At 57.1% G+C, this 20,913-nt stretch carries 24 protein-coding genes; 16 read left to right on the forward strand and 8 right to left on the reverse strand.

Annotated features, from left to right (window positions below; translation table 11 throughout):
- Positions 1 to 1,087: HD domain-containing protein (locus tag ACP5J3_RS02565; RefSeq protein WP_428494220.1), on the reverse strand; the 1,087-nt coding region annotated here is incomplete at its 3' end.
- 53 nt (positions 1,088 to 1,140) lie between these two features.
- Between ACP5J3_RS02565 and ACP5J3_RS02570 the strand changes: the two genes are divergently transcribed.
- On the forward strand, positions 1,141 to 2,217 hold the full coding sequence (locus tag ACP5J3_RS02570; protein WP_428494221.1) for an NAD(P)/FAD-dependent oxidoreductase: 1,077 nt from the start codon (positions 1,141 to 1,143) through the stop codon (positions 2,215 to 2,217).
- Here ACP5J3_RS02570 and ACP5J3_RS02575 read toward each other — a convergent pair.
- Positions 2,182 to 3,300 carry a tyrosine--tRNA ligase gene (locus tag ACP5J3_RS02575; RefSeq protein ID WP_428494222.1) on the reverse strand — a complete coding sequence of 373 codons (1,119 nt, stop codon included), beginning with the start codon at positions 3,298 to 3,300 and terminating at the stop codon, positions 2,182 to 2,184. The genes ACP5J3_RS02570 and ACP5J3_RS02575 overlap by 36 nt on opposite strands.
- 55 nt (positions 3,301 to 3,355) lie before the next feature.
- Here ACP5J3_RS02575 and ACP5J3_RS02580 point away from each other — a divergent pair, with 55 nt between their 5' ends.
- Positions 3,356 to 3,817: a DUF371 domain-containing protein gene (locus ACP5J3_RS02580; RefSeq protein WP_428494223.1), complete on the forward strand. Its 462-nt coding sequence runs from the start codon at positions 3,356 to 3,358 to the stop codon at positions 3,815 to 3,817.
- Positions 3,818 to 3,901: 84 nt separating this feature from the next.
- Entirely contained in the window at positions 3,902 to 4,591 is a 690-nt protein-coding gene (locus tag ACP5J3_RS02585) for a phosphatidate cytidylyltransferase (RefSeq protein WP_428494224.1), read from the forward strand.
- Here ACP5J3_RS02585 and ACP5J3_RS02590 read toward each other — a convergent pair.
- The 3 genes from ACP5J3_RS02590 to ACP5J3_RS02600 are packed head-to-tail and all read right to left on the reverse strand — an operon-like array spanning position 4,582 to position 7,536.
- Entirely contained in the window at positions 4,582 to 4,914 is a 333-nt protein-coding gene (locus tag ACP5J3_RS02590; protein ID WP_263245401.1) for a PIN domain-containing protein, read from the reverse strand. The genes ACP5J3_RS02585 and ACP5J3_RS02590 overlap by 10 nt on opposite strands.
- On the reverse strand, positions 4,911 to 5,636 hold the full coding sequence (locus ACP5J3_RS02595) for an NAD(+)/NADH kinase (protein ID WP_428494225.1): 726 nt from the start codon (positions 5,634 to 5,636) through the stop codon (positions 4,911 to 4,913). Before ACP5J3_RS02595 ends, ACP5J3_RS02590 begins: the two co-directional genes overlap by 4 nt.
- A gap of 52 nt (positions 5,637 to 5,688) precedes the next feature.
- Positions 5,689 to 7,536 (reverse strand): aldehyde ferredoxin oxidoreductase family protein, encoded by a 1,848-nt coding sequence (locus ACP5J3_RS02600; protein ID WP_428494226.1) that lies wholly within the window; start codon positions 7,534 to 7,536, stop codon positions 5,689 to 5,691.
- A gap of 208 nt (positions 7,537 to 7,744) precedes the next feature.
- On the opposite strand from ACP5J3_RS02600, the gene ACP5J3_RS02605 reads away from it, so the two are divergent.
- The 13 genes from ACP5J3_RS02605 (at position 7,745) to ACP5J3_RS02665 (ending at position 19,343) form a co-directional block, all read left to right on the forward strand.
- Positions 7,745 to 8,149: a hypothetical protein gene (locus ACP5J3_RS02605; protein ID WP_428494227.1), complete on the forward strand. Its 405-nt coding sequence runs from the start codon at positions 7,745 to 7,747 to the stop codon at positions 8,147 to 8,149.
- Positions 8,149 to 8,382, forward strand: coding sequence for a ferredoxin:quinone oxidoreductase (locus ACP5J3_RS02610; protein WP_428494239.1), 234 nt, complete (start codon positions 8,149 to 8,151; stop codon positions 8,380 to 8,382). The genes ACP5J3_RS02605 and ACP5J3_RS02610 overlap by 1 nt, the downstream gene beginning before the upstream one ends.
- Positions 8,375 to 9,652: a proton-conducting transporter membrane subunit gene (locus tag ACP5J3_RS02615; protein WP_428494228.1), complete on the forward strand. Its 1,278-nt coding sequence runs from the start codon at positions 8,375 to 8,377 to the stop codon at positions 9,650 to 9,652. The genes ACP5J3_RS02610 and ACP5J3_RS02615 overlap by 8 nt, the downstream gene beginning before the upstream one ends.
- Positions 9,640 to 11,268, forward strand: coding sequence for a proton-conducting transporter membrane subunit (locus ACP5J3_RS02620; RefSeq protein ID WP_428494229.1), 1,629 nt, complete (start codon positions 9,640 to 9,642; stop codon positions 11,266 to 11,268). The genes ACP5J3_RS02615 and ACP5J3_RS02620 overlap by 13 nt, the downstream gene beginning before the upstream one ends.
- A complete protein-coding gene (locus tag ACP5J3_RS02625; protein WP_428494230.1) occupies positions 11,256 to 12,356 on the forward strand; it encodes a proton-conducting transporter membrane subunit in 1,101 nt (366 codons plus the stop codon). Before ACP5J3_RS02620 ends, ACP5J3_RS02625 begins: the two co-directional genes overlap by 13 nt.
- Positions 12,357 to 12,441: 85 nt before the next feature.
- On the forward strand, positions 12,442 to 13,380 hold the full coding sequence (locus ACP5J3_RS02630) for a 2-oxoacid:acceptor oxidoreductase family protein (protein ID WP_428494231.1): 939 nt from the start codon (positions 12,442 to 12,444) through the stop codon (positions 13,378 to 13,380).
- Positions 13,377 to 14,582 (forward strand): transketolase C-terminal domain-containing protein, encoded by a 1,206-nt coding sequence (locus ACP5J3_RS02635; protein WP_428494232.1) that lies wholly within the window; start codon positions 13,377 to 13,379, stop codon positions 14,580 to 14,582. Before ACP5J3_RS02630 ends, ACP5J3_RS02635 begins: the two co-directional genes overlap by 4 nt.
- A gap of 67 nt (positions 14,583 to 14,649) precedes the next feature.
- Positions 14,650 to 15,651, forward strand: coding sequence for a thiamine pyrophosphate-dependent enzyme (locus ACP5J3_RS02640; protein ID WP_428494240.1), 1,002 nt, complete (start codon positions 14,650 to 14,652; stop codon positions 15,649 to 15,651).
- Entirely contained in the window at positions 15,648 to 16,046 is a 399-nt protein-coding gene (locus tag ACP5J3_RS02645; protein ID WP_263245383.1) for an NADH-quinone oxidoreductase subunit I, read from the forward strand. The genes ACP5J3_RS02640 and ACP5J3_RS02645 overlap by 4 nt, the downstream gene beginning before the upstream one ends.
- Before the next feature lie 2 nt (positions 16,047 to 16,048).
- Positions 16,049 to 17,032, forward strand: a complete 984-nt coding sequence (gene nuoH / locus ACP5J3_RS02650) for an NADH-quinone oxidoreductase subunit NuoH (protein ID WP_428494233.1) — start codon at positions 16,049 to 16,051, stop codon at positions 17,030 to 17,032.
- Positions 17,020 to 17,364: an NADH-quinone oxidoreductase subunit A gene (ndhC, locus tag ACP5J3_RS02655; protein WP_428494234.1), complete on the forward strand. Its 345-nt coding sequence runs from the start codon at positions 17,020 to 17,022 to the stop codon at positions 17,362 to 17,364. The genes nuoH and ndhC overlap by 13 nt, the downstream gene beginning before the upstream one ends.
- Positions 17,365 to 17,538: 174 nt before the next feature.
- On the forward strand, positions 17,539 to 18,675 hold the full coding sequence (locus ACP5J3_RS02660) for a hypothetical protein (protein WP_428494235.1): 1,137 nt from the start codon (positions 17,539 to 17,541) through the stop codon (positions 18,673 to 18,675).
- On the forward strand, positions 18,630 to 19,343 hold the full coding sequence (locus ACP5J3_RS02665) for a PaRep2b protein (protein ID WP_428494236.1): 714 nt from the start codon (positions 18,630 to 18,632) through the stop codon (positions 19,341 to 19,343). Before ACP5J3_RS02660 ends, ACP5J3_RS02665 begins: the two co-directional genes overlap by 46 nt.
- A gap of 23 nt (positions 19,344 to 19,366) precedes the next feature.
- On the opposite strand, the gene ACP5J3_RS02670 is transcribed toward ACP5J3_RS02665, so the two are convergent.
- The 3 genes from ACP5J3_RS02670 to ACP5J3_RS02680 form a co-directional block, all read right to left on the reverse strand.
- Positions 19,367 to 19,912: a ribosomal biogenesis protein gene (locus ACP5J3_RS02670; RefSeq protein WP_428494237.1), complete on the reverse strand. Its 546-nt coding sequence runs from the start codon at positions 19,910 to 19,912 to the stop codon at positions 19,367 to 19,369.
- On the reverse strand, positions 19,891 to 20,196 hold the full coding sequence (locus ACP5J3_RS02675; protein WP_263242818.1) for a 50S ribosomal protein L37ae: 306 nt from the start codon (positions 20,194 to 20,196) through the stop codon (positions 19,891 to 19,893). Before ACP5J3_RS02675 ends, ACP5J3_RS02670 begins: the two co-directional genes overlap by 22 nt.
- 148 nt (positions 20,197 to 20,344) lie before the next feature.
- A partial coding sequence (locus ACP5J3_RS02680) for a hypothetical protein (protein ID WP_428494238.1) occupies positions 20,345 to 20,913 on the reverse strand: 569 nt, incomplete at its 5' end.

A 20,913-nucleotide genomic window follows, 5' to 3' on the forward strand; every position in this document is an offset into this window, starting at 1 on the left:
AGTGTATGGGGCCTATTTTATCAACCAGCTCGTTTATCCTCACGGGATCTTTAAACACCTCTAGAAAATCCTTCTCCCTCTTCCACAGGGTGACGTAGTCCGGGGGCTTTCTAGAGAGAAGATCTCTAAACTTGGCGTCGCGGATAAACACAGAGACGAAATAGTCGTCGGTGGCTTTCCAGATATTTACCTCATCCACGTTCCCCGTGGCGAACCGCGCCAGGTCGCATAGATACTGGCATATCTGGGGGTCGCCGGAGCCTTCTCCGCATTTTTCTATATTCTCCGCCAGTATGTACCTAGCCACCTCTGTGAAGAGCACAGTCTTGTGGTGGAGGTACACGTGGCGGTAGAGGTTGTACCTAGTTATGAGGTAGCCCTCCAGGTTGACGCGCGCCTTCTCGTTAAACTGGAAATTTTCTCCAACTACCTCCAGATTCTCCACAATCCTTTCGAGATCTATATGGGTAAAGCTGGTGCCCACGGCGGCGCCTGTGAAGTACATGTCGCGCATTATGTAATCAAGCCTGTCCGCGTCGAACACTCCGGTTAAGATGTTGTTAAATAGTCTGTATCTGCCATCCCGGCCGAATAGCAACTCCGCCACGAGGCTGGGGTCGTACCCCAGCTCCGACAGCCTTGGCCCCAGCTTATTCACCAGGAGTTGCGTAGTGACTTCATGCGGCTTACGCGCCGCGTCGAACTGAGCCATGTCCACCTCGACGCATCCCCTCGCGACGGCCATGTGAAGTAGGTGTTTTGTCAATATTTCGAAAGAGTGGGAAAAGGGGAGGTGGCCTATGTCGTGGAGGAGGGCCGCCACCCGTATGTGCTTCAGCAAATCCTCGTCTACGTTGCCGAGTTGTTGCATAATCCGTGTGCCCAGCAGAGTGGCGACGTGTAGAACGCCCAAGCTGTGGTCAAATCTGGTATGCGTCGCCGTGGGGTATACCAGGTAGACAAACCCCAGTTGCTTTACGTACCTCAACCTCTGTATCAACGGCTCCCCATCTATTAGCCTAACCTCCTCCTCCGTCAGTTTAATAAAGCCGTGGATAGGGTCTCTAACGGCTTTTTTAAACCTCATACCTCAAATAAGCCACTATATTAAGGGTTTTAAATTCAAACAGAGACGCGGAGGTGCGAGTCGCCGTCATCGGCGCGGGGCCCGCCGGGCTCGCCTTCGCCAGCCGGTACAGAGATGCGGAGGTATTTGAAGAACACACGGAGGTGGGGTTGCCCCGTCACTGTACAAGCTTGGTAAGCGCCTCGTCAGCTGATCGGATAGGCATCCCCAGGTCGTTAGTCGTTGCGAAATACAACCAGTTGACTGTCACAGATCTAGGCGGCCGCCTCATACGCTTTAGAATTAAAGGCGGCGTGTACCTAATAGATAGGCCGGGGCTTGAGCAGAGCCTCGCCAGCTACGTGCCTAGGCTTAACCTCGGCAGGAAGGTAGTGGCCTTGGGCAGAGGCTACATATACACCGCCGATGGCGGGAGGCACGGGCCGTACGACTACATTATACTAGCAGAGGGCTCTGTCAGGAGGTTTTCTAGCAGACTTGGCCACGTAGTTAGGCTACCTGGCCTACAGGTAGACGTCAAGAGCGGGGTGGATCTGCCTGGCATAACCGTTGTCTACAACCAGAAGCTGTCGAAAACCTATTTCTCGTGGATTGTCGAAATAGAAAGAGGTGTGTATAGAGTAGGCCTCGCAGACACCTGCTGTGTGGTGGAGAAGCTGAAGAAGCTGGTTAGTTTAATGCGGGGTAGTCCCGTAGGGAAGCCGTTCGGCGGGGGGGTGCTGGCGGGGCCCCCACTGCGTAGAGTGGTACACGGCCGATACATTGCTGTTGGCGACGCCGCGGGCTTGGTGAAGCCCCTCAGCGGCGGCGGGATACTGCTGGCTCTCAAAAGCGGCGGCCTGGCGGCGAGGGCAGTTGAGGAGGGCAACCCCCAGCTCTACGAGGCCGCCACCCTCTCCACAAGGCTTAGGCTGAGGGCGGCCTTTGCGGCGTTTAGACTACTATACGGCATGAGGCTGGTGGACCGCGCCCTGGCGACCCTCGACGGGGGGGACTACGTGGCTGTGGACTACGACGACCACATCATGACGTTGGCGACCGCCGCCTTGACTGATGCGAGATCTCTCCTTGTGTTGAGAGAAGCTCTGAGGTTTTTAGCGGGTAATCGTGATGTTCTTCATTTCCTCTAGCAACTTCGCCCCCGGGCCCTGGAAGTACCTGCGGACCGGCTCCAGGAGGGTGATTAAAGCCTCGGCTGTGGCGTTTTTCAAGTCGGCGGGGTGTATCTTGCCCTCCCTATACATCGCCTCCACCTCTTCATAACTCCAAGCCTCTATGTCGCCGCCGTACTGCTGAGGCCGCCTCAAGACAAAGGGTTCCTTTCTCTCCTCTCTAAACGCAGATATGCGTAGCAACTCGAGCACCGGGTTGTACTCAACCTCCCTAGGGGGGCAGTAGGCCCGGGCTACCTTCTGCCTAATATCCTCGGGGGTGTCGTGTACAAAAATGGCGCTCTGGGGTATGCTCTTCGACATCTTCATCTCGCTGAGCTCCTCCTTGCTACTGGGCTTGGTGGAGATATTAAGCGCTGGGAGGAGCCTGTGGTGCAGAGCAACGGGCTTGATGCGCCTCCCGTCTACCTCCATTGGGTAGAATCTGATTTTGTCAGCCACCTGCCTGGCGAGGATGTGGGCCCTTCTCTGGTCGATGCCGCCGTGGGGTATGTGGGCCGACAAGGCGAAGACGTCTGCCACCTGAAGTGGTGGGTACACCAAGTAGGCGAGTGGGATAGATTCGCCCATCTTTCTACCTAATATCGTGAGGCTGTGTCTCACCTGCGAAAGCGTTAGGTTTCTAGTAATGTCCATCAGCAGTAGCCAGTACTCGTCGTTGTGGTGGTACAGATCCGAGCCGAGGACAAACCTCGTCGCGTCGGGATCGCCCCCCAGGGCCTCGATAATCTTCTTAAAAGTCTCCACATAGTACGTCACGGCAACCCTCCTAATCGTCTCCAGATCGCCGCCGAGCTTATTATTCAGCCAGGAATGTATATCCGCCAGGAGCACCTGCGTCCTAACTCCAGCCTTCTGCAGGTCAACAACCTTAGACATGCTGACGATGCCGGTCCCTATGTGGATGAAGCCGCTGATTTCAAAACCAATGTAGTGGTTCAGCCTATACCCGACCTGGAGGAGCTCTCTAAGCTCCTCGACTGTCAAGATCTCCTCAGTGGGGTATCTCAAAATCAGCGCCAATTTACTTTCAACATCCATGGCGGATTAAAAACAGTGTTTTTAAAAGCCTCCATAATATACAGCCGCCTAAGGTATGCCTGTGGAGGAATGTGTCGAGAGAGTGGCGCGCGGCGAGGCGCCGCGTGACGTCTTCACGGCCAGGGGGCACCCCAATGTAACTGCCAGAAACCAGAAGTCGCTAGAAATAACAAAAGACCCGTATCTAACTAAGAGGGGCGACTGCATAGTAGCTTGTTGCTCAGAAAAGGCGGCTGGCGAACTAGCGGGGGATGTGCTGGGCGCCTTGGCGCGGGGCGGCGTGGTCGTGTTAATACTAGACACCGGCAACCGCTGGGATTACGTAATCGGCGAGACGCCTATAGCAACGCCTACATCAAAATGGCGGATAGTGGTGAGGAAAAGCGGATACGTAGACGACTCGACGGTGGCAATCCACGCCAATAAGGCGGCCTCGGATCTAGATAGGGGACTCGTGGCCGAGTTGAAACGTGGAGTGCCGCTGAGGGTTATCGTCGGCGTCTGCTCCACGATCTAGCCGCACCTTCACTATCCAAAGCGCCGGGGGTAGGATGGCGTCCAGCCCTCACCACAGTTTATAAACCGAGATGTGAAGTGGTCCGTGAGTCGCCTAGAGGATTTACGTAACCTAGTCGCGAGGAAGATATTCCACATAGGCTTCGTGGGGTTGATGGCTGTGCCGTTTATAACCGATATACCGCCAGAACTCTACATAGCCGCGTTGACATTCGTCGGGAGCCTGCTCTACTCTATACAGGTGAGACAGCCGATTGTGTGGGAGGAGTGGAGACAGAGCTTCTTCAAGGCTCTCGAAGACGCCTTTGGAAGACTTGAACAACTCCTGCCTCTAGACAAGCCGCAGCTAAGAGATCAGTACCTCAAGGCCGTTAGGCAGTTCGAGGAGCTGGTGCTTTTGGCTGAGAGGGACTATGAGAAGCGGCACGGATACCTAGGCATCTTAATGGGCGCCGTGGGCTTCCTCACTGCGCTGGTCCTATTTGGAAAACAGCACCTGCTCGCCGCTCTCATAAGCATGGCGGTGTACGACGCCGCGAGCGCCGTGGCGGGCTCAGCTCTCGGAGGCAGGAGGTTTCTCGGCAAACTCACGGCCTGGGGCACGGCTATAGGGGCGTTGCTCAACGCCGCCGCGCTCACGTCTCTGGGCTACTCCCCGCCAGCCTCCGCCGTCATTACAGCACTAGTTATTGCCGCAGACGCCGCGAGTCCAGAGGACAACTTAACCATCCCCCTAGCGGCGGCGGCCGGCTCCTACATATCGCACTACCTGTAGAAAACCCCCTGAACCCTCACCCCCAGCCTCCTGGCCGCCGACGCCAGCCTCCCGTCATCTGTCACCAAGACACACCCCTTCTCCAAGGCAAGGACAAGGACAGACGCGTCTGCGGGAGACAGCTCCCTAAACCTGCGGAGAAGTTCCCTCAATTTCCCCTCGTCGACCTCCACCACCTCAACCCTCATAACTTCTAGCGCGGCCTGGGCCCTGGGGTCTTTCAACTCCTCCACAACCTCTCTCGTGGTGTAGAGCACCCCGGTGAACAGCCTGGCGTCTCTGCCATGTATAAAGGCGGAGGCGTCCAACACGTAGCAGTTCATAAACTCCTCAGCCGCTCCGCCACCCTGTTGAGAAACTGGAAGTCGCCGAAAACCGCGAGCCTAAGCCTCCTCCGGCCCCTCGCCACCTCGAAAACCCGCCCAACACGAGCCTCCCTCCCGTCGCAAACCAACACGCTGTCCTCAGCGGTCTCCACCACGATCCTGTCAGTAGCCAAAACCATCGGCCTCAGATACAGCGTGTAGGGAGCTACAAACGACACGACGATGACGTCAGCGCGGTAGTCCACCACAGGGCCGAAGGTAGACACAACGTAGCCAGAGGTTCCATGAGGCGTAGATACGATAACCCCGTCAGCCCTACCCACCACCTCCCCCTCGTCGCTCCTTATTTTAAAACTCAGAAGCCGACCCGGCTCCCTTCTATAAATAGCCACTTCATTAAGGGCGACGCAACCCTCTACATCAAGCGTAGCCAGCTCCAAAACCCTATATTCACCCCTCGAAATCCTCTCCACAGCGTCGTCGGCTGGTAGCGTTATCTCGGCACTTCTGTAAAAATTCACCTTGCCCAACCCCAGGTGCACCACAACCAAGTCAAGTGCACAGGGATATTTCCTAATAGCCTCAAGCAGAGTCCCATCACCGCCGAATATAAACAAATGCGTAAACCCAGATCTACAACTCAAATCAGCCGCGCCGTACCTCCGCTTAAAATCCTCCGCAAGACTTCTCAAATCAGGTCTGTAATATACGGCAAACACCACCCCGGGCACACATACAAAAATAAAAATTATTGAGTAGAGAAAAATATCGTTACAGTAGGTACTGGAACTCCTCTAGGCCAAGCCTCTTCAAAGTTTCGTAAGTCGGCTTCCCGTCGATCCACCCCCTGAGCTTGTAGAACTCCTTAATCCCCTCGTCAAACATCTTAGACGCCGTGTGGCCCTTGGCGGGGCCGGTCTTTATAGGCTCTCTCATCTTGGGGGGCAACTCGTCCTTTACCCACTTGCCTTCCTTCACGTGGAACAGCCTCTCGACGTTGAATATGCGTTCGCCAATTGTCAACATCTCCTGCGGAGTCGTGTCCCAGCCAAAAGCCGCGTTGAATAAATCAGATATGTGAGTCTCGAAGATGCCGTCCTTGTCCAGCGTGTCGAACTTGCAATAGGTCACCGAGTCGGCGAGAGCCATCAAGTGTTGCGCGTATATAACGAGCCTAACCTGCTTCGAGATGCACTCCGGAGACTCGCACAGCGGGTCTACCTTCTCGGGCACCCCCAGCACTTCCCACGTCGGGCTGTAGGCCTCCAGGTGGTCCCCGCCGCGGTTAGCCGTCACGTAAGAAATGGCGAACCCCTTCAGCGCCCTGGGGTCATACGCAGGGAAGCCCTGCCCCCTCGACCCAACGAAGGCGTCTGGCGCGCCGTATTTATTAGCCAGCCTCCAGTCGCCCTCGGCCAGGTCGTCGCCTATATCCACCCTATATGCCATTTTATACACCAAGTCGATGAGGGAAGCGGCGTCGCCCCAACTTATGTCATACTGTATCTTACCCCTCTTCACAAGCTCTAGGAACGTGCCCAAGGTGTTCCCTAGAGATATGGTGTCCATTCCAAGCTCGTTAGCAAGCTTCTCTAGTTTCAGCACGGCGTCGGTCTGAGAGAGCCCGAGATTGCCTCCAAGAGCCCAGGTAGACTCGTACTCGTACTTAATCTTCTCCCCAGCCACCTTGTAAGGACCTGAGGTTACCACAGTCATCTGAGTACACTGTATTGGGCACAGCATACAGGCGTGAACCTCCTTGACGTAGTTCTGCTTTATATACTCGCCACTTATCTTCTCAGCCTCTTCGAAATACCCCGTCTCGAAGTTCCTGGTGGGGTACCCGCCTATTGAGTTGATGATATTAGTCAACAGATTCGTACCATATTGATGCAATGCCTTCGTGGTGCCGGCATTCATTAACCTCACCGAGTACTCAGTAGCTACCTTTAAGAACCTCTGCCTATCCACAAACTCCCTCAACGGGTCGTGGGTCCCCCACACCACTATGCCCTTCAACTTTTTCGCACCAGCCACGGCGCCCAGCCCGCCGCGGCCGGCGAACCTCTCGTAGTCGCTGAACCTCAAACCGGCGATCCTCACAAGGTTCTCACCAGCTGGTCCAATAGTCATTACGCCTGCCTTCTTCTCATCAGGCTCAAACCCCGCGTCGGCTAACAACGCCCTAGTGGCGGCCCCCGTCCACTTACCCCATATATGCTTCGCAGGCCTTATAGAAACCTCGCCGTCCTTCACTAATACGTAGACAGGCTCCTCGGCCCTGCCCTCCACAACTATGCCGTCGTACCCACTCCTCCTCAGCCAGTAGGCAAAGTTCCCACCGGCGTTGGCGTGAGTATATGAACCAGTCAGCGGGCTCTTCCCGACGACGTTGATTCTACTAGTGGCTAAGTTCGCGGTGCCCGACAGAGGTCCGGCGAAGATGTACAGCTTATTTGAGGGGGAGAGTGGGTCGATGCCCCTAGGTAGCTCCTTCAACGCAAGATACGCCCCCAGCCCCCTGCCGCCCAGAAACTTCCTAACTACATCATCTTTGTACACCTCCTCGCTAATTTTCTCTGTGGATAGATCTACTCTCAGAACTTTAAACACTGCCATGTAACTACATATGTGTTGAGTTTAAAAGTATAGCTATTCTTTACAAATTTATATAGACACAATAAAACATTATAAACTTATCAAATATTCGAGATAAGGAGTGCTCATCATCTCAAATTATATTTAATTCGAGATTTCTCATAGCTTACATCTAAAATTTATTAGAGAAGATATAGAGAAATTTAAAAGGAGCTAGAGACATAGCCATATGGAGGTACTCCTGTTACTGCTTTTCCCTCTCCTTGTTGGAGTAATTCTACTCACAAGAGATAATATATACGCCTCTCTCCTCCTCTCAGCGCTAGGCGTAGCCGTGGCGTTCGGCGCGTATATACACCTCGGAGAGCTCGCGTTCATACTAACAGCCCTGGTATATATTGTAGCCTCGCTGACCTTGGTCGTCGTGGCCGCCGCCACGCTTAAGGAGTCGGCGACCACCACGCAGTGGAGGTGGGCCGCGGTGGGGGGCCTCCTCATACTCGCCGCCGCGGCTTTAGCTACGCAAACAGCTGTGGAGCCGCCGCTGAAGCAGACGGTGGACTTTGCATTGATACCGCTGATATCTGCCTTGTTCATCTTCGCCTTGAAGATGGCTTTTGAGATAACTCTGTGATGGCGGTGTATATCGCGTTGCTAATTATGGCGGGCGGCCTCGCCGTAATAGCCACAGCCAAGTCGCTGGTGAGGGCAATAATCGGGGCGGAGGTCATGACTCTGGGCGCCATATACGCCTCCGCGGCGGCCCGCGACATAAACATGCTTGCCGTGGCGGCCTCCGCCGGCGTTTTTGAGACCGTGCTCCTCGTCGCGACGCTATTCAAAATGGCTAGGAGGGGCTATGTCTGACCTATTTCTACTAGCCACCGCGCTGGCCGCCGTCCTGTCTATAGCGGCGTTAAAAGCCGGCAGGCCGGCGGCCCTCGCCGCGCAACTGGCCATGTTCTTCTACCTGGCTCAGCAAGGCCGCCAGCACCCCGTCTCCATGCCTTACATTGGCGAAGTGGCTGTCTCGCTGGATTTCTACAAGATGCCTTTCGTGGCCACCTCCGTAGTCCTGGGGCTCCTCGTGACTCTATACGCCCCCAGATACCTAGAACATCTACAGGCGGCTAGGTGGTACTACGGCGTCCACGCGCTCTACGTGCTCTCCTTCGTGTGGATAATACTATTTGAAAATCTAGTCTTCGTGTTTCTAGCCCTGGAGCTGAGCATAATCACCAGCTTCCTCCTCATATGGTACTTCGGCTACGGCGACAGGAGGAGGGTGGGCCTCCTCTACTTCATCTGGGCGCAAGTTGGATCTATCTTATTCCTCGTCGGCATCGCCCTCTCCGGCCACTTCGTGGCTGAGGGATTCAAGACGTTTGGCCTCGCCTCGCTCCTCGTGCTCGTGGGTCTGCTGGTGAAGATGGGAACCGCAGGTGCGCACTTCTGGCTTCCCTACGCCCACGCCGAGGCACCGACGCCGCTGTCCGCCTTACTCAGTCCTGTGCACGTCGGGCTTATGGCGTATTGGATCTGGCGGCTGAGAGAGGGGGCGCAGTGGCCGCTTGAGGTCCTGTACGCCTACGGCCTAGCGACGGCTATCTACGGCTCCTTCCTCGTCTTTAGAGAGGTGGATATCAAACGTGCCCTCGCCGACTCCACCATAGCCAACATGGGCCTGCTGGTGGCGGCGGCCGCCGTGAAACACCCACTCGGCTACTTCGCGCTCGCCCTGTTATTCGTCGGACATGCATTCGCCAAAGCCGCCGGCTTTATGCTAAGCGGAATCTACATAGTTGGGCTACATACGAGGAGGTTTGACGAGCTGAGGTGGGACCTCAGGATACTCGCCGTAGCCGTGATGGCCTTCGTAGCTCTTTCAGGTGTGTTTGGGATTAATCTCCTTGGCAAAATCGGCGTGGCGCTGGGGGCTCCTCACAGCTTGTCGGTGGTGGTGTTGCTAATCGCCGCCTTGTTTACAACGGCGTTGTACAACTTCTATATACTTAACAGAATCTATAGAGGTGGCGCCGGTGAGGTGACTGTAGACGGGGAGATGTATATATCGACGTTGGCATCTGCGGTGTTGCCCTATATATTGATGCCGGTGGTGTTGCTATGGTTCCTCTAGAGCTGTTGCTACTGCTAATAGCCATTGCCGCCGTTGCGGATTTATTCACCAGAAGGGGGATAGGCGCCGCCCTCGCCGGAGGCTTTACGACGTACCTCGCCTTCAGAGGGGAGCTCCACCCGGCTACACAGTTGCTACGCGTGGGGGACCAAACGGCGCAGTTGATATTCTTCATCTCCGGAGTCTACACGTCCATCGTCCTCTACTCCATGTGGTATGTCAAAGACGTGGAGAGGAGGGGCTGGTTCTGGCTGTGGATGGGGGTTTTCTACGCCTCTATGCTTTCCTTCGTCGCCGCGGATCACTGGGCTGTGCTGATGCTGGGCTGGGGCGGCCTCGACTTGGCGAGCTGGGCCCTAATCCTCACCTACAGAGATGAGGAGGAGGCGGGCTGGGTGGGGGGCGGGGATGTGGCCGGCGGGCTGAGGTGGCTGTGGACTCCCTCGGCCTCCGCCTTGAGGGCCATCTTGACGGTTGAGATGGGCACCGCCTCCCTAATAGCCGGGCTCGGCTTGGCCGCGGCCCAGTCGCCCTACATAAGCCATTGGCACGCCCTCCCCGACGTGGCGGCCGCCCTTGTGCTAGTTGCCGCGTTTGCCAAGGCGGCTCAGCTACCCTTTACCGACTGGCTTATGACGGCTATGTCGGCGCCGACCCCGGTCAGCGCGTTGTTGCACAGCTCAACCATGGTCAAGGCCGGCCCCATCCTACTGCTGAAGCTGGGCGGGCTGATGCCCCAGTGGGCTGGACACGCGGCCTTCGCTGTGGGAATCGCCACGGCTCTCTACGGCGGGCTCGTGGCGCTGGGACAGAGAGAGCCCAAGGTTTTGCTAGCCGCCTCGACGGCGTCGTACCTGGGCCTCATCACGGCCTTCGCCTTGGCGAAGCCGGAGGAGGCCGTGGCCCTTATATATGCCCACGGCGTGGCCAAGGCGACTCTATTCATGGCCGTTGGACACGGCATCCACCTAACCCACAGCAGGACGCCTGCGGCCTACCCCCTTCCGGCTAAGGTGGCCATGGTCCTGTCTCTACTGACGTTGCTTGGCTTGACGCCGCTGGGCGCCGAGGCGAAGGCGCACGCCGACCCGTGGCTGTTGATCTTCTCGGCCCTAACCGCCGGCTACGTGGGGAAGTTGCTGGCGAAGAGCGGCACCGCCGCGGGGGGCTGGGGCGCCGCGCTACCGTATCTGACACTCAGCCTCGCCGCCTTCGCTGTGGCTAAGATGCCGAACTTCTTCTGGGCGCTGGCCCTGGCGGGTCTCCTCCTCGCGAAGACGTCCGAGTACACGCCGCTGTATAGAAGGTTTTGGCTCCCCCTAGCCTACGACATGCTTGCCCCTAGGCTACTAGCGGCGTTGACAAGGGCTGTTGCTAAGTTCGACGGCTACATAGACAGAAAGTTAATGGGCCTCCCAAGCGTGTGGGGGAGCCTCGCCTCTACCGTCGCCGCGCTTGACAAATCTATCGACTTGGCGTTGCACAGGCTTCTCCCGACGGCTGTCAAAACGGCGTCGCTCCAGGTCGCAAGGCGGAATTTTGAGTTTTATCTATACGTCGCCGGGGTCGGCGTGGGGGCCTTGTTAGTCATATTGACGTGGCTATGGACCCGCTGATTTATATACTGCCCGCGTACGTCATTGCCAGGCTGTATATACCAAGAGCCTCTCTGCTAGACGCGGCGTATATAGCCGTGTTGGCTGTTTGGACTGCGAAGGCCAACATACTGCTTACGCTTTTGGCCCTTCCGTACATCCTCGCTGTTTTTGTTCTAGACAGGGGAAGGCTGGCACCTTACGCAGGCTTCGCCGCCGCCGTTTCATACACCGGAATCTACCTCGTGGCCGCGGGGCAGGAGGCGCCTCACCTAGCGGCGCTGGGCTTTGTCATGGCCGCCGCGGCCCCCGCCACGCTGTTGCCGGTGCTCGACGACGAGGGGTCCCTCGGCGGCTTGTTTAGGTATCTGCTAATCTCCGCCATCTCCACGTCGATGCTTATATCGGGCCTCGCCCTCCGCGGGACGTGGGGAGACGTTGGAAATATGCTACTGTTTCTGGCGATAGCCACGGAGCTGGGGGCGGTGCCTATGTACATGTGGGTCGTCGACGTCTACGGCCGCTCGTCGCCCGCGGGGCTGGCTCTGCTGGCGAGTCTGCCCAAGATCGCGGCGGCGGCCGCCCTGGTGTATCTAAGGCCCGCCGTGCCGCAGGCTGTGTCTCTCGCCGTGGGGGCCCTCTCCATGCTCATCGGCAACCTCGGCGCCTTGACCAGCCAAGACCTTAGAAGAGTCTTGGCGTACTCCACAGTGGCCCACGGCGGATTCGCCTTGTTTGCGTATGTACTCTCCCCGGGCCTGGCTCTTGCGCTGGTGTTCGCAGACGCCGTGGGGAAGATGGCGCTGTTCCGCCAGCTGGACAGCGGGGGCTCCAGGTGGGAGGCCCTCCTCCTAGTCATGAACCAGATAGGGATCCCGCCGGTGCTGGGCTTCTGGCCTAAGCTGTACCTCCTCCTAGCGGCTACCCACGTCCTGGGGACGGCCGCGGGTCTCTTCGTCTTGGTGAATATCGTCATGTCTGTGCCGTATTACATAAGAGTCTTCCACACACTCCCCGGGGGAGTCCTCGGCTTTCTACACGCCGCCGTGGTGATCCTGGCGCTGGGCCTCGTGCCCTTTGCCTGGATTTCTTGGATTTTATCATTATAAAAAATTTGAGATTCATAAAAAGTGTCTTTTCCCATGATTGAAAGCTACGTAGTTAAATTTTTAAGTCATCTTCGAATATAGCTATATGCGTGTAGAAACCGTCTGGCTGGGGCGGGGAGGCCAGGGCATCGTCACGGCTACATACATAGTGGCTAATGCCTCTATTATCGACGGGTTTTACGCAATAGCAACTCCCGAGTTCGGGGCCGAGCGGAGGGGGGCGCCCGTGAAGGCCTTTCTAACAATTAGCAAAGAGCCTATCGAGGACCAGGAGCCGGTGAAAACCCCCGACGTGGTGGTGGTTTTCGACGACAAGCTAATCGACAGCATGAGATTCGCCATCGACGCAGTCAAGCCGGGGGGGTACGTAATTATTAACACTGGTAAAAGCCCGGAGGAGGCTAAGAAGCTTGTGGGGAGGGATGACGTGTACCTCGTCGTGTTAGACGCAATAGACATAGCTAGGCGCCATGTGAAGCTCGACGTTCCAAACGGACCTCTTGCAGGAGCCTTTTCAAAAGTTATGGGGTTCCCCACGTTGGAGTCCATAAAACAGGCACTCGAGACGCAGCTGGGCAAGGCTGTGGAGCAGAACTTCGCCGCCACCAAGGAGGCTTTTGAAAAAGCTGTGGTTATCCCGCCAGCTAGAGTAGACGCCTCGGCTAAGCCCAAGGGGATAATCTCAACCACCTCGGCGTTCCTCACAGGGCCGTACGAGATAGTGGGGTGGAGAGAGGTGAACAAGGCGGGGGCCGTCTTCCCGGGAACAAGCCTGTTATACACCACGGGCGGCTGGCGTATTGACAAGCCGGTGATTGACCACTCGAAGTGTATTATGTGCAGGAAGTGCTGGCTCTACTGCCCAGACGACGCTATAGTAGAGGCGTGGAGAGAGGTGGAGGGGCCCCGTGGGAGGAGGTTCAGGATGAAGGCGATTGACTTCGACTACCAGTTCTGTAAAGGTTGCGGCGTCTGCGCCGAGGTGTGTCCCACAGGAGCAATCCAGATGGTGAGGGAGCTATGACGGCGCAGATCGTAGCTCCAAAAGAGCGGAAAGTTGCGCAGAAGCGCATCGCCCTCACGGGCAACCACGCCGTGGCGCTGGCAGTAAAGATGGCCCGCGTCGAGGTGATAGCGGCCTACCCTATCACGCCGCAGACCCCCGTGGTGGAGAGGCTCGCTGAGTATGTAAACAACGGCGAGCTAGACGCCGAGTACATACCTGTAGAGAGCGAACACTCGGCGATATCTGCAGTAATAGGCGCCTCTGCGATGGGCGCCAGGACCTTTACCGAGACCTCTTCCCAGGGCCTTTTCTACATGTACGAAAACCTCCCCATAGCAGTTGGGCTGAGGCTACCCATAGTGATGGGCATGGCGGTTAGGGCTATCTCGGCGCCTATCAACGTCTGGGGCGACTACAGCGACGTCATGGCTATGAGGGAACTGGGGTGGATCATCTACGTTACGCAGAGCGCCCAGGAGGCCTTCGACACCGTGATACAGGCATACCGCGTCGCCGAGGACTCCAGAGTCCACCTCCCAGCCGTCGTGGCGTACGACGGCTTCTGGACAAGCCACGTGTTGCAGCCGCTGGACGTCCCTGAGGACGAGGAGGAGGTGGTGCGCTACGCCCCTATTACGAGGAGCTGGGTGAAGCTGGATGTCGACAACCCGGCTCAGCTCGGCGCTGTGGGCACGCCGGAGTGGTACTGGGAAATTAGGTGGCAGGCAGTTGAGGCTCTCCGCGCCTCGCTGAAGGTTATTCAAGAGGCAGATGAGGAGTACGGCAAGGTGTTTGGACGTAGCTACGGAATCCTCACGCCGTACAGGCTGGAGGATGCGGAGCTGGCAATCGTAGCCTACGGCTCAATCTTCGGTATCGTCAAGAAGGTTGTGGATAGGCTGAGGCGCGAGGGCGTCAGATCGGGGGCCTTGAAGCTGAGGGTGATACGTCCATGGCCCGGGGACATGATTAGGAAGTTGCTGGAGCACGTGGACAAGGTCGCCGTGATTGACCGGGCAATTAACCACGGCGGCCCGCTGTACGGGCCGATGGCCGTGGAGATAGCGGCGACGATACAGAAGCCGGTGTACAACGTCTTGGCCACCATAGGTATGAGGGCGATAGACTCCGACATGATATACGACGCCGCTGTTAAAATCCACAGAGGGCTGTGGGCACCAAATACGCCGTACACAGTGGGCTTGAGGGGGTATGAGTGAGAAAGGCCGCTTTAAGGAGATAAAGGAAAAAATATACATCAGGCGGCCGCAGTTGCTGTTCCCGGGGATGAAGGTGGCTGAGGAATACCCGGGGCTGTACGAATACGCAAACTTCGAGCTCCCACAGGAGGAGCTGTTCCTGCCCGGCCACGGCCTGTGCGCCGGCTGTACAATAGGCGTCATAGCTAGACACATGCTCAAGGTCCTCGGCCCAGACACAATCGTCGTGAACTCGACTGGTTGCGCCGAGGTCTCCACCGTGATTTATCCGAGGACAAACTGGGCTGTGCCGTGGATACATGTGGCGTTTGGAAACGGCGGCTCGGTGGCCTCCGGCATAGAGGCGGCCATCAAGGTGTTGAAGAGGCGCGGCGTGATAGATCCAAACCGGAAGATCAACGTAGTGGTTTTCGCCGGAGACGGCGGCACCGCCGACATCGGCTTCCAGGCCTTGAGCGGGATGTTTGAGCGGGGCCACAAGGTGATTTACGTCATGTACGACAACGAGGGGTATATGAACACTGGGATTCAGCGTAGCGGCACCACGCCGTTCGGCGCCTCCGCAACCACGGCGCCCGCGGGGAGGAAGGTGCCGGGGAATGTGACTCACAAGAAGCCGATGGCCGCCATAGCCGCGGCACACGGCATTCCATACGTCGCGACGGCGAACCCTGCGTATGTCCACGACATGGTTTATAAATTTAAGAAGGCGGCCGAGGCTGAGGGCCCGGCCTTCCTCCACATACTGCAGTCCTGCACGCCGGGGTGGCGCTTCGAGCCTAAGTACGCCATCCGTGTATTAGAGCTGGCCACGGAGACCGGCTACTGGGTCAACTACGAAATCGACCACGGGGAGTTCAGAGTGACGTTGCCGGTGCCCAAGAGGAAGCCGGTTAAGTGCTTCCTGGAGCTACAAGGCCGCTTCAGGCATCTAAAGTCTGAGGAGGTGGAGGCAATACAGGCGGTGATAGATAGAGATGTCGCGGAGATAAACAGGATAGTGGGCAAAGAGGTAATTGGACCCGTGGATCCAAGCCTGCCTTGTATAACGCCCCGCGGCGCGAGATGAGCGTACACCTAAAGCTCTTCACAGTTGCTGTAAAAAACCTTTTTGAGAGGCGGTGGACTGTAAGATGGCCGGAGGAGAGGCGGGACTACGGGGAGAGGGTAAGGGGGTTTATAGTAAACGACAAGTCCAAATGTATCTCGTGCCAGCTATGCGAGGCTGTCTGCCCAGCAAAGGCGATTAAATTCCACCTAGAGGAAGACGGGAAGCGGTACCCGGGAATCGACTGGGGTAGGTGCATCCTCTGCGGCTACTGCGTAGACGCCTGCCCCACCGGCTCTCTGCAACACACCGCCCACGTCGAGATCACTTGGAGAAGTCTCGATACCTACAGAAGGCCCAGGGAGATGACGCCGGAGGCCGTCAAGGCCGAGAGGGGGACCGCGGCGCTGGTGTAGCCATGGCATTTCCGATACCCCTCACCCCCGACTTAATAGCCGCCTTGGTGTTTCCCGGAATACTGGCGCTTTTCGGGTTTTTAGTAGTGGCCATATGGGGGGAGAGGAAGCTTGTGGCTAAGGTGCAGTGGAGATACGGCCCTCTGTACGTCTCCAAGCAGATCGGCGGCTTTCTCCAGCCAATAGCAGATTTGGTGAAGCTGTTGTTCTCAGAGCTCGTAATCCCCAGGCATACCAACCGGTTTCTATTCGCGGCCACGCCGGTGCTTCTATTCGCCGCGGAGGCGCTCCCCGTGGTCTTCATCGCGGCGGCGCCGGGGCTGGTGATTCTATACAGCCAATACGGCGTCGTGCTGGCCGTCGTCGTGTGGCTACTGGTGGCTGTGTTTCTGGTGGCCATGGCGTGGACGGAGGCGGATAAGTGGACGTACATCGGGGCTGTGAGAGAGATTTTGCTAACCGCGGCGTACGAAGTGCCGCTACTCCTCTCGGTGCTGGCAATGGTGATGCTGTACAACACCGCCGACCCCCTCAAGGTCGTCGAGTCGCAGAGCTGGCTGTGGGGCGTCCTCCTCAACCCGCTGGCCTTCATAGCGTTCTACATATCGGTCATGACGTCCACCACCAGGTTCCCGTTTGAGATTCCGGAGGCCGAGCCGGAGGTTGTGCTGGGGCCCTACACAGAGTACGGCTCCACGCTGTTCATCCTCTCGTTCGGCGGCATATATGTAAAGATGTACGCAACTTCACTACTCGGCGTCGCCCTCTTCCTAGGAGGCTGGCTACCCGCCGCCGACACGGTCACAGGCGCCGCCGTCACGGCTCTGAAACTTGCAGCCTTCGTACTGCCGCTGATACTGGTCAGGGCTATATACCCAAGGTACCGGATTGACCAAGCGCTCAGAGTTGGGTGGACCAAGCTGTTGGCCATCTCCCTAGGCGCCGTAGCTCTGTCGGCTCTGTTGAGGGCGGTATGGCCTTCCTAATATTTCTACTGGCCCTGCTGGGTGCCTTAGTGTTGCTAGTGGCGATTGGCTACGTGCTTGCGCCTAAGAAGCCGTCTGACGTAAAGTATAGACGCTTTGAGGCAGGTGGGCCGCCATTCGGCGAGGCGAAGAGGCGCCTGCTGATGCAGTACATCGGGTACATATATCTCGTGACGGCGGTGGAGGCACTCGTGGGCCTCACGATCGTCGCCTATCTATCCAAACCCGCCGCGCTGGAGTTCGCGGTGTACCTCGCAGTGGCGCTTGTATTAGTGGCCGCGTTCGTGGCGAGGCATATAAAGACGCTGGCAGATGTGAGGAAATGGGGGTGATAAGCCAAGCCTATCTCACTTGGAGCTCTCTCATGTCTATGTGTACCACATCTGGAGGAGTTTACACGAGCTGGTGGTGATATACGTGGGCCGTGTGGACATATATCTGCTCTGTTCTGCGTTGTATACAAAGTGCGCCTTTGTGTAATTGTACTAACCGTGGTCATTGAAATTATGAAATCTCATGGGCTGAAGGCTGTGTACCGCGTGGAGCTGGGCGGCGAGTACTTCAAAAAGGTGTGGGATAGGCTGTCGGCGGCGCGCACCATGTCTAAAGAGGAGAAGAGGGCTTTCATCGATTTCGTAGTTAGACATCTGGAGGACACCGGCCGCGAGGGGTTGAGAGAGAGGCTGGAGAGGTGGATCGGCGAGTGGCCTACAAGGGCGCCGGGCCTCAAGGGGCACCGGGTGTTCCACACTCTGGTGAACGTCCTCAGAGAGCTGGAGCAAAGCGAACAAGATGCCGGAAAGCGCGGGGAGGCTGGGAGACGCGCCGTGGGTATGCTCCTACACGCAGTGCTGGGCGACGGCTCTGTGTATTCAAAAGAGGTTAGGCTGACCGTCGGCGGCGGAGAGGAGGATGAGGTGCCGGCCGGAGACAAGGTGGATCTCTACTACGCACTGCTGAGGGCGTTGGGGTATCAGCCGAAGATAGCAAAGGACAAAAACGCCGTCCACATAAGGCTGTACGGCGGGGAGGCGAGGAAGTTCGCCCGGGATGCTCTGCCGTATCTGGCGGCCCTCGAACGTATGCTTGAGGCCGTGAAGAGCGATGAACAGATTTATTCCAAGGTGGAGAAGCTGATTGATATAGCCAAGGCAGAAAAAGTGAAGGCGCGGGTGGAGGGCTTCACCATAGTCAAGAGGCCCAGGGCTAGGCTTGTAGTTGAGGCAGACGGCGCGGCGGCTGAGTACCAGATACGCCTTGTTAAAGGTAGTGCTGTGAAGTTGCGGTTCATAACCACCGACCGCGCCGAGGCTGAGCGGAGGGCGGCGGTGCTTAGGGCTGTGGGGGTGAGGGCGGATGTGCGGAAGAGGGGCGATCGTGACGTGTGGCGTATAGACGTCTCGACAAACGCCCTCGCCGCCGACTCCGTACACGAGGCTGTTAGGAGAACCGTTGCTGAGTTCCTTCAGCGGTGCAGAGAGGCCGGCGCCATCGAAGAGGAGGCGTATAGACGCCTCGCCGGGAAGTTCGAAAGAGGCGTGCCGGAGTGGGGAGACATAAGATTCTCAGTGACGTTGAGAAAAAAGCCGCTGTATTTGTGGAGTACAAACCCAGCGACCCGGAGTCCTACAATAAAGCTGTGAAGCTTCTGCGGGATCTGGGCATGAGGGACAAATGCGAAGGGGAGTGGTGCTTTGTCCACTTCACCGCCAGAGAGCCGAGAGGGGGCGAGAGGGGCTTTGTCCGCATAACTGTGGACGGCCTCAGGTACATCGGCTGGCTCGCCCTACACGGCGACGAGAGGGCGTGGTGGCTGAAAGAAATGCTCCTAAAAGAGGCGAAGGCAAAGGGAAAGGAGGCGCGCCGGCGCTTGGAGCAGTACTTCCGCGAAGGCGAGATGTGGGGCAGAGTAAAGCCGCCCGTCGAGAGGGAGGTCGAGGTAGAGGGTAAAAAGGTGAGGGTGAGGGTGGAAGAGGTGGAAGCGTGGAGAGAGAAAAGCGAGAAGAAGAAGGAGCACCTTGTAGTGAAGGTGAGGGCAAAGGTGATTGAGGGGAGTAGTGAAGTAACGTTGGAGAAAGAGGCTAGGTTCTACAAAGAGAGTGACGGTGAGATTAATGGTTATGTGAATATATACGCCAGCGTAGAGGGAGGGCGCGAGGCGGACTACATGAGGACGGCGGCGGTGCTGAAGACCCTCGGCGTGGAGAAGTGGCGCAGACAGAAAGGACAGATACTACTCACCGGAAGCGCCCTAGACGCCCTCATGCGCCTAGAGCCCGTATGCGCCGCCCTGGGCATATGCCAGAAATAACGTTGCCTACGTTAATCACTAGCCTATACATGTCTATACACCACTTTTCTTATCTTTATCGTGGAGGCCCTGGGCCCTAGGTCGCCTCCGAGCAACTCCACTAGGTAGCCCTCTCGGCGGGTGATTAGTATCACCGTGTCGAACAGCCCCCTCACGGCGTCCAGACTATATATGATGGGGTAGTGAAATACCTCGGCGAGTATCTCGGCGAGCTCCCCGCCGGCCATGTCTACGATCACGGCGCTTTTGGCAGGCGGCCTCCTGGCTACGAATACGGGGAATTCTCTACGCGTCTTAATGCCGGAGATTTTCAACATGTAGTGCTTCCACCGCTTGTTTGATACGTCGTAGAAGAGCAACGCCGAGGGCATGCCGCGTCTATCCCAGATAAAAGCTATGTACCGCGCCCCGCAGGCCACTGCCTCTTCGAGAAGCGCGGTGAAGGATCTCTTGCCGCGTACAATCTTCCTGGCGCCGGGTAGGGAGTTGGCTAGGTCATTTACAAGCTCTAGGGTTTTTTTAGAGGGGTTTCTAGAGGTGGTTATAACTACTTCACAGCCTCTTTCCATTTAGCTTTCTGCGCCTCGACCTCTTTCAACTCCTCTGGGGCGAGGGCCCTGCCCATAATAGTCTGTGGAGTCCACGCGCCGCCGGCGAAGGTGAAGCCGCATTTCGGGCATCTCCAGATGCCGAAGGCCAGCCTCTCAAGCCTAACAAGAGATCTGCAGCTCGGGCATCTGTGCTTGCCCTTCTGCTTAACCTCAATCGCGGCGACCTTACGGCGCTGGCCCATTCCGTACCTAGCGCCGTACCTCCCCGCAGGCCCGACGATCTTCGTGTGGCTAAAGGGCATAACGGACTTGACTACTGACAATTTATATATTTTAAGACTGGGGGGATGGGGAGTCAGCAACTACCCATCGACTCGACCAAGTGCTTAGGTTGCCGCGCCTAAAGCGCCGTATACAGCGTTAGTGAATGCGGCCTTGGGAAAAAGAGGCTTATTTTAGAGTTACTGTGATTTCTCCCTTGCCTGTCGACGCTGGGTGTATCTTAAATATCTCTGGCAGTGGATGTGGCAGGTAGCCTAAGGAGTTGTGGGCCACTACTAGGCGCGAGAGCCTATACCAGCCGCCGTGTTCGGGGATATAGGTAGCCGACCTGTATATGTCCATAGCCGGTAGTAGCATCACGTCGCCGTCGAAGTAGAAGTAGTAGGTGGTGTTTCCCGTAGCCAGCGGCCGCCTATCTACGGGTCTTGAAAATCTCAGCTCTATGTCCGGCTTTAGGGATAGTTTGCCGCCTTCATAACGCCACTTGAAAGGCGCCAGTATTATCCCCTGGCTACGTAGCCAAGGCTCCAACCTAGCCGTTTCGTTAAGCATGCGCATGGCAGTCTCCCGGCTGACAGAAATCTCCCTCTCAATCACCACCGCGTTGTACTTCATTGAGCCCTCATCAACGACCACGAAGAAGGCCGTTTTATTTAGGATAGTAAAGCCGGGCAGTTCGTAGTCTCTGTACACAACTACCGCGTTTACCCCGGGGGGCACGTAGAACGGCTCCACAC

The organism is Pyrobaculum sp., assembly GCF_049971835.1.
GTDB lineage: Archaea > Thermoproteota > Thermoprotei > Thermoproteales > Thermoproteaceae > Pyrobaculum.

What these genes read in the sequence shown, in the direction of transcription:
- ACP5J3_RS02575 (WP_428494222.1), bottom strand. Translation starts at nt 3,300, where the DNA reads ATGGATGTTGAAAGTAAATTGGCGCTGATTTTGAGATACCCCACTGAG.
- ACP5J3_RS02580 (WP_428494223.1), top strand. Translation starts at nt 3,356, where the DNA reads ATGCCTGTGGAGGAATGTGTCGAGAGAGTGGCGCGCGGCGAGGCGCCG.
- ACP5J3_RS02590 (WP_263245401.1), bottom strand. Translation starts at nt 4,914, where the DNA reads ATGAACTGCTACGTGTTGGACGCCTCCGCCTTTATACATGGCAGAGAC.
- ACP5J3_RS02600 (WP_428494226.1), bottom strand. Translation starts at nt 7,536, where the DNA reads ATGGCAGTGTTTAAAGTTCTGAGAGTAGATCTATCCACAGAGAAAATT.
- ACP5J3_RS02605 (WP_428494227.1), top strand. Translation starts at nt 7,745, where the DNA reads ATGGAGGTACTCCTGTTACTGCTTTTCCCTCTCCTTGTTGGAGTAATT.
- ACP5J3_RS02610 (WP_428494239.1), top strand. Translation starts at nt 8,149, where the DNA reads ATGGCGGTGTATATCGCGTTGCTAATTATGGCGGGCGGCCTCGCCGTA.
- ACP5J3_RS02615 (WP_428494228.1), top strand. Translation starts at nt 8,375, where the DNA reads ATGTCTGACCTATTTCTACTAGCCACCGCGCTGGCCGCCGTCCTGTCT.
- ACP5J3_RS02620 (WP_428494229.1), top strand. Translation starts at nt 9,640, where the DNA reads ATGGTTCCTCTAGAGCTGTTGCTACTGCTAATAGCCATTGCCGCCGTT.
- ACP5J3_RS02625 (WP_428494230.1), top strand. Translation starts at nt 11,256, where the DNA reads ATGGACCCGCTGATTTATATACTGCCCGCGTACGTCATTGCCAGGCTG.
- ACP5J3_RS02630 (WP_428494231.1), top strand. Translation starts at nt 12,442, where the DNA reads ATGCGTGTAGAAACCGTCTGGCTGGGGCGGGGAGGCCAGGGCATCGTC.
- ACP5J3_RS02635 (WP_428494232.1), top strand. Translation starts at nt 13,377, where the DNA reads ATGACGGCGCAGATCGTAGCTCCAAAAGAGCGGAAAGTTGCGCAGAAG.
- ACP5J3_RS02640 (WP_428494240.1), top strand. Translation starts at nt 14,650, where the DNA reads ATGAAGGTGGCTGAGGAATACCCGGGGCTGTACGAATACGCAAACTTC.
- ACP5J3_RS02645 (WP_263245383.1), top strand. Translation starts at nt 15,648, where the DNA reads ATGAGCGTACACCTAAAGCTCTTCACAGTTGCTGTAAAAAACCTTTTT.
- nuoH (WP_428494233.1), top strand. Translation starts at nt 16,049, where the DNA reads ATGGCATTTCCGATACCCCTCACCCCCGACTTAATAGCCGCCTTGGTG.
- ndhC (WP_428494234.1), top strand. Translation starts at nt 17,020, where the DNA reads ATGGCCTTCCTAATATTTCTACTGGCCCTGCTGGGTGCCTTAGTGTTG.
- ACP5J3_RS02660 (WP_428494235.1), top strand. Translation starts at nt 17,539, where the DNA reads ATGAAATCTCATGGGCTGAAGGCTGTGTACCGCGTGGAGCTGGGCGGC.
- ACP5J3_RS02670 (WP_428494237.1), bottom strand. Translation starts at nt 19,912, where the DNA reads ATGGAAAGAGGCTGTGAAGTAGTTATAACCACCTCTAGAAACCCCTCT.
- ACP5J3_RS02675 (WP_263242818.1), bottom strand. Translation starts at nt 20,196, where the DNA reads ATGCCCTTTAGCCACACGAAGATCGTCGGGCCTGCGGGGAGGTACGGC.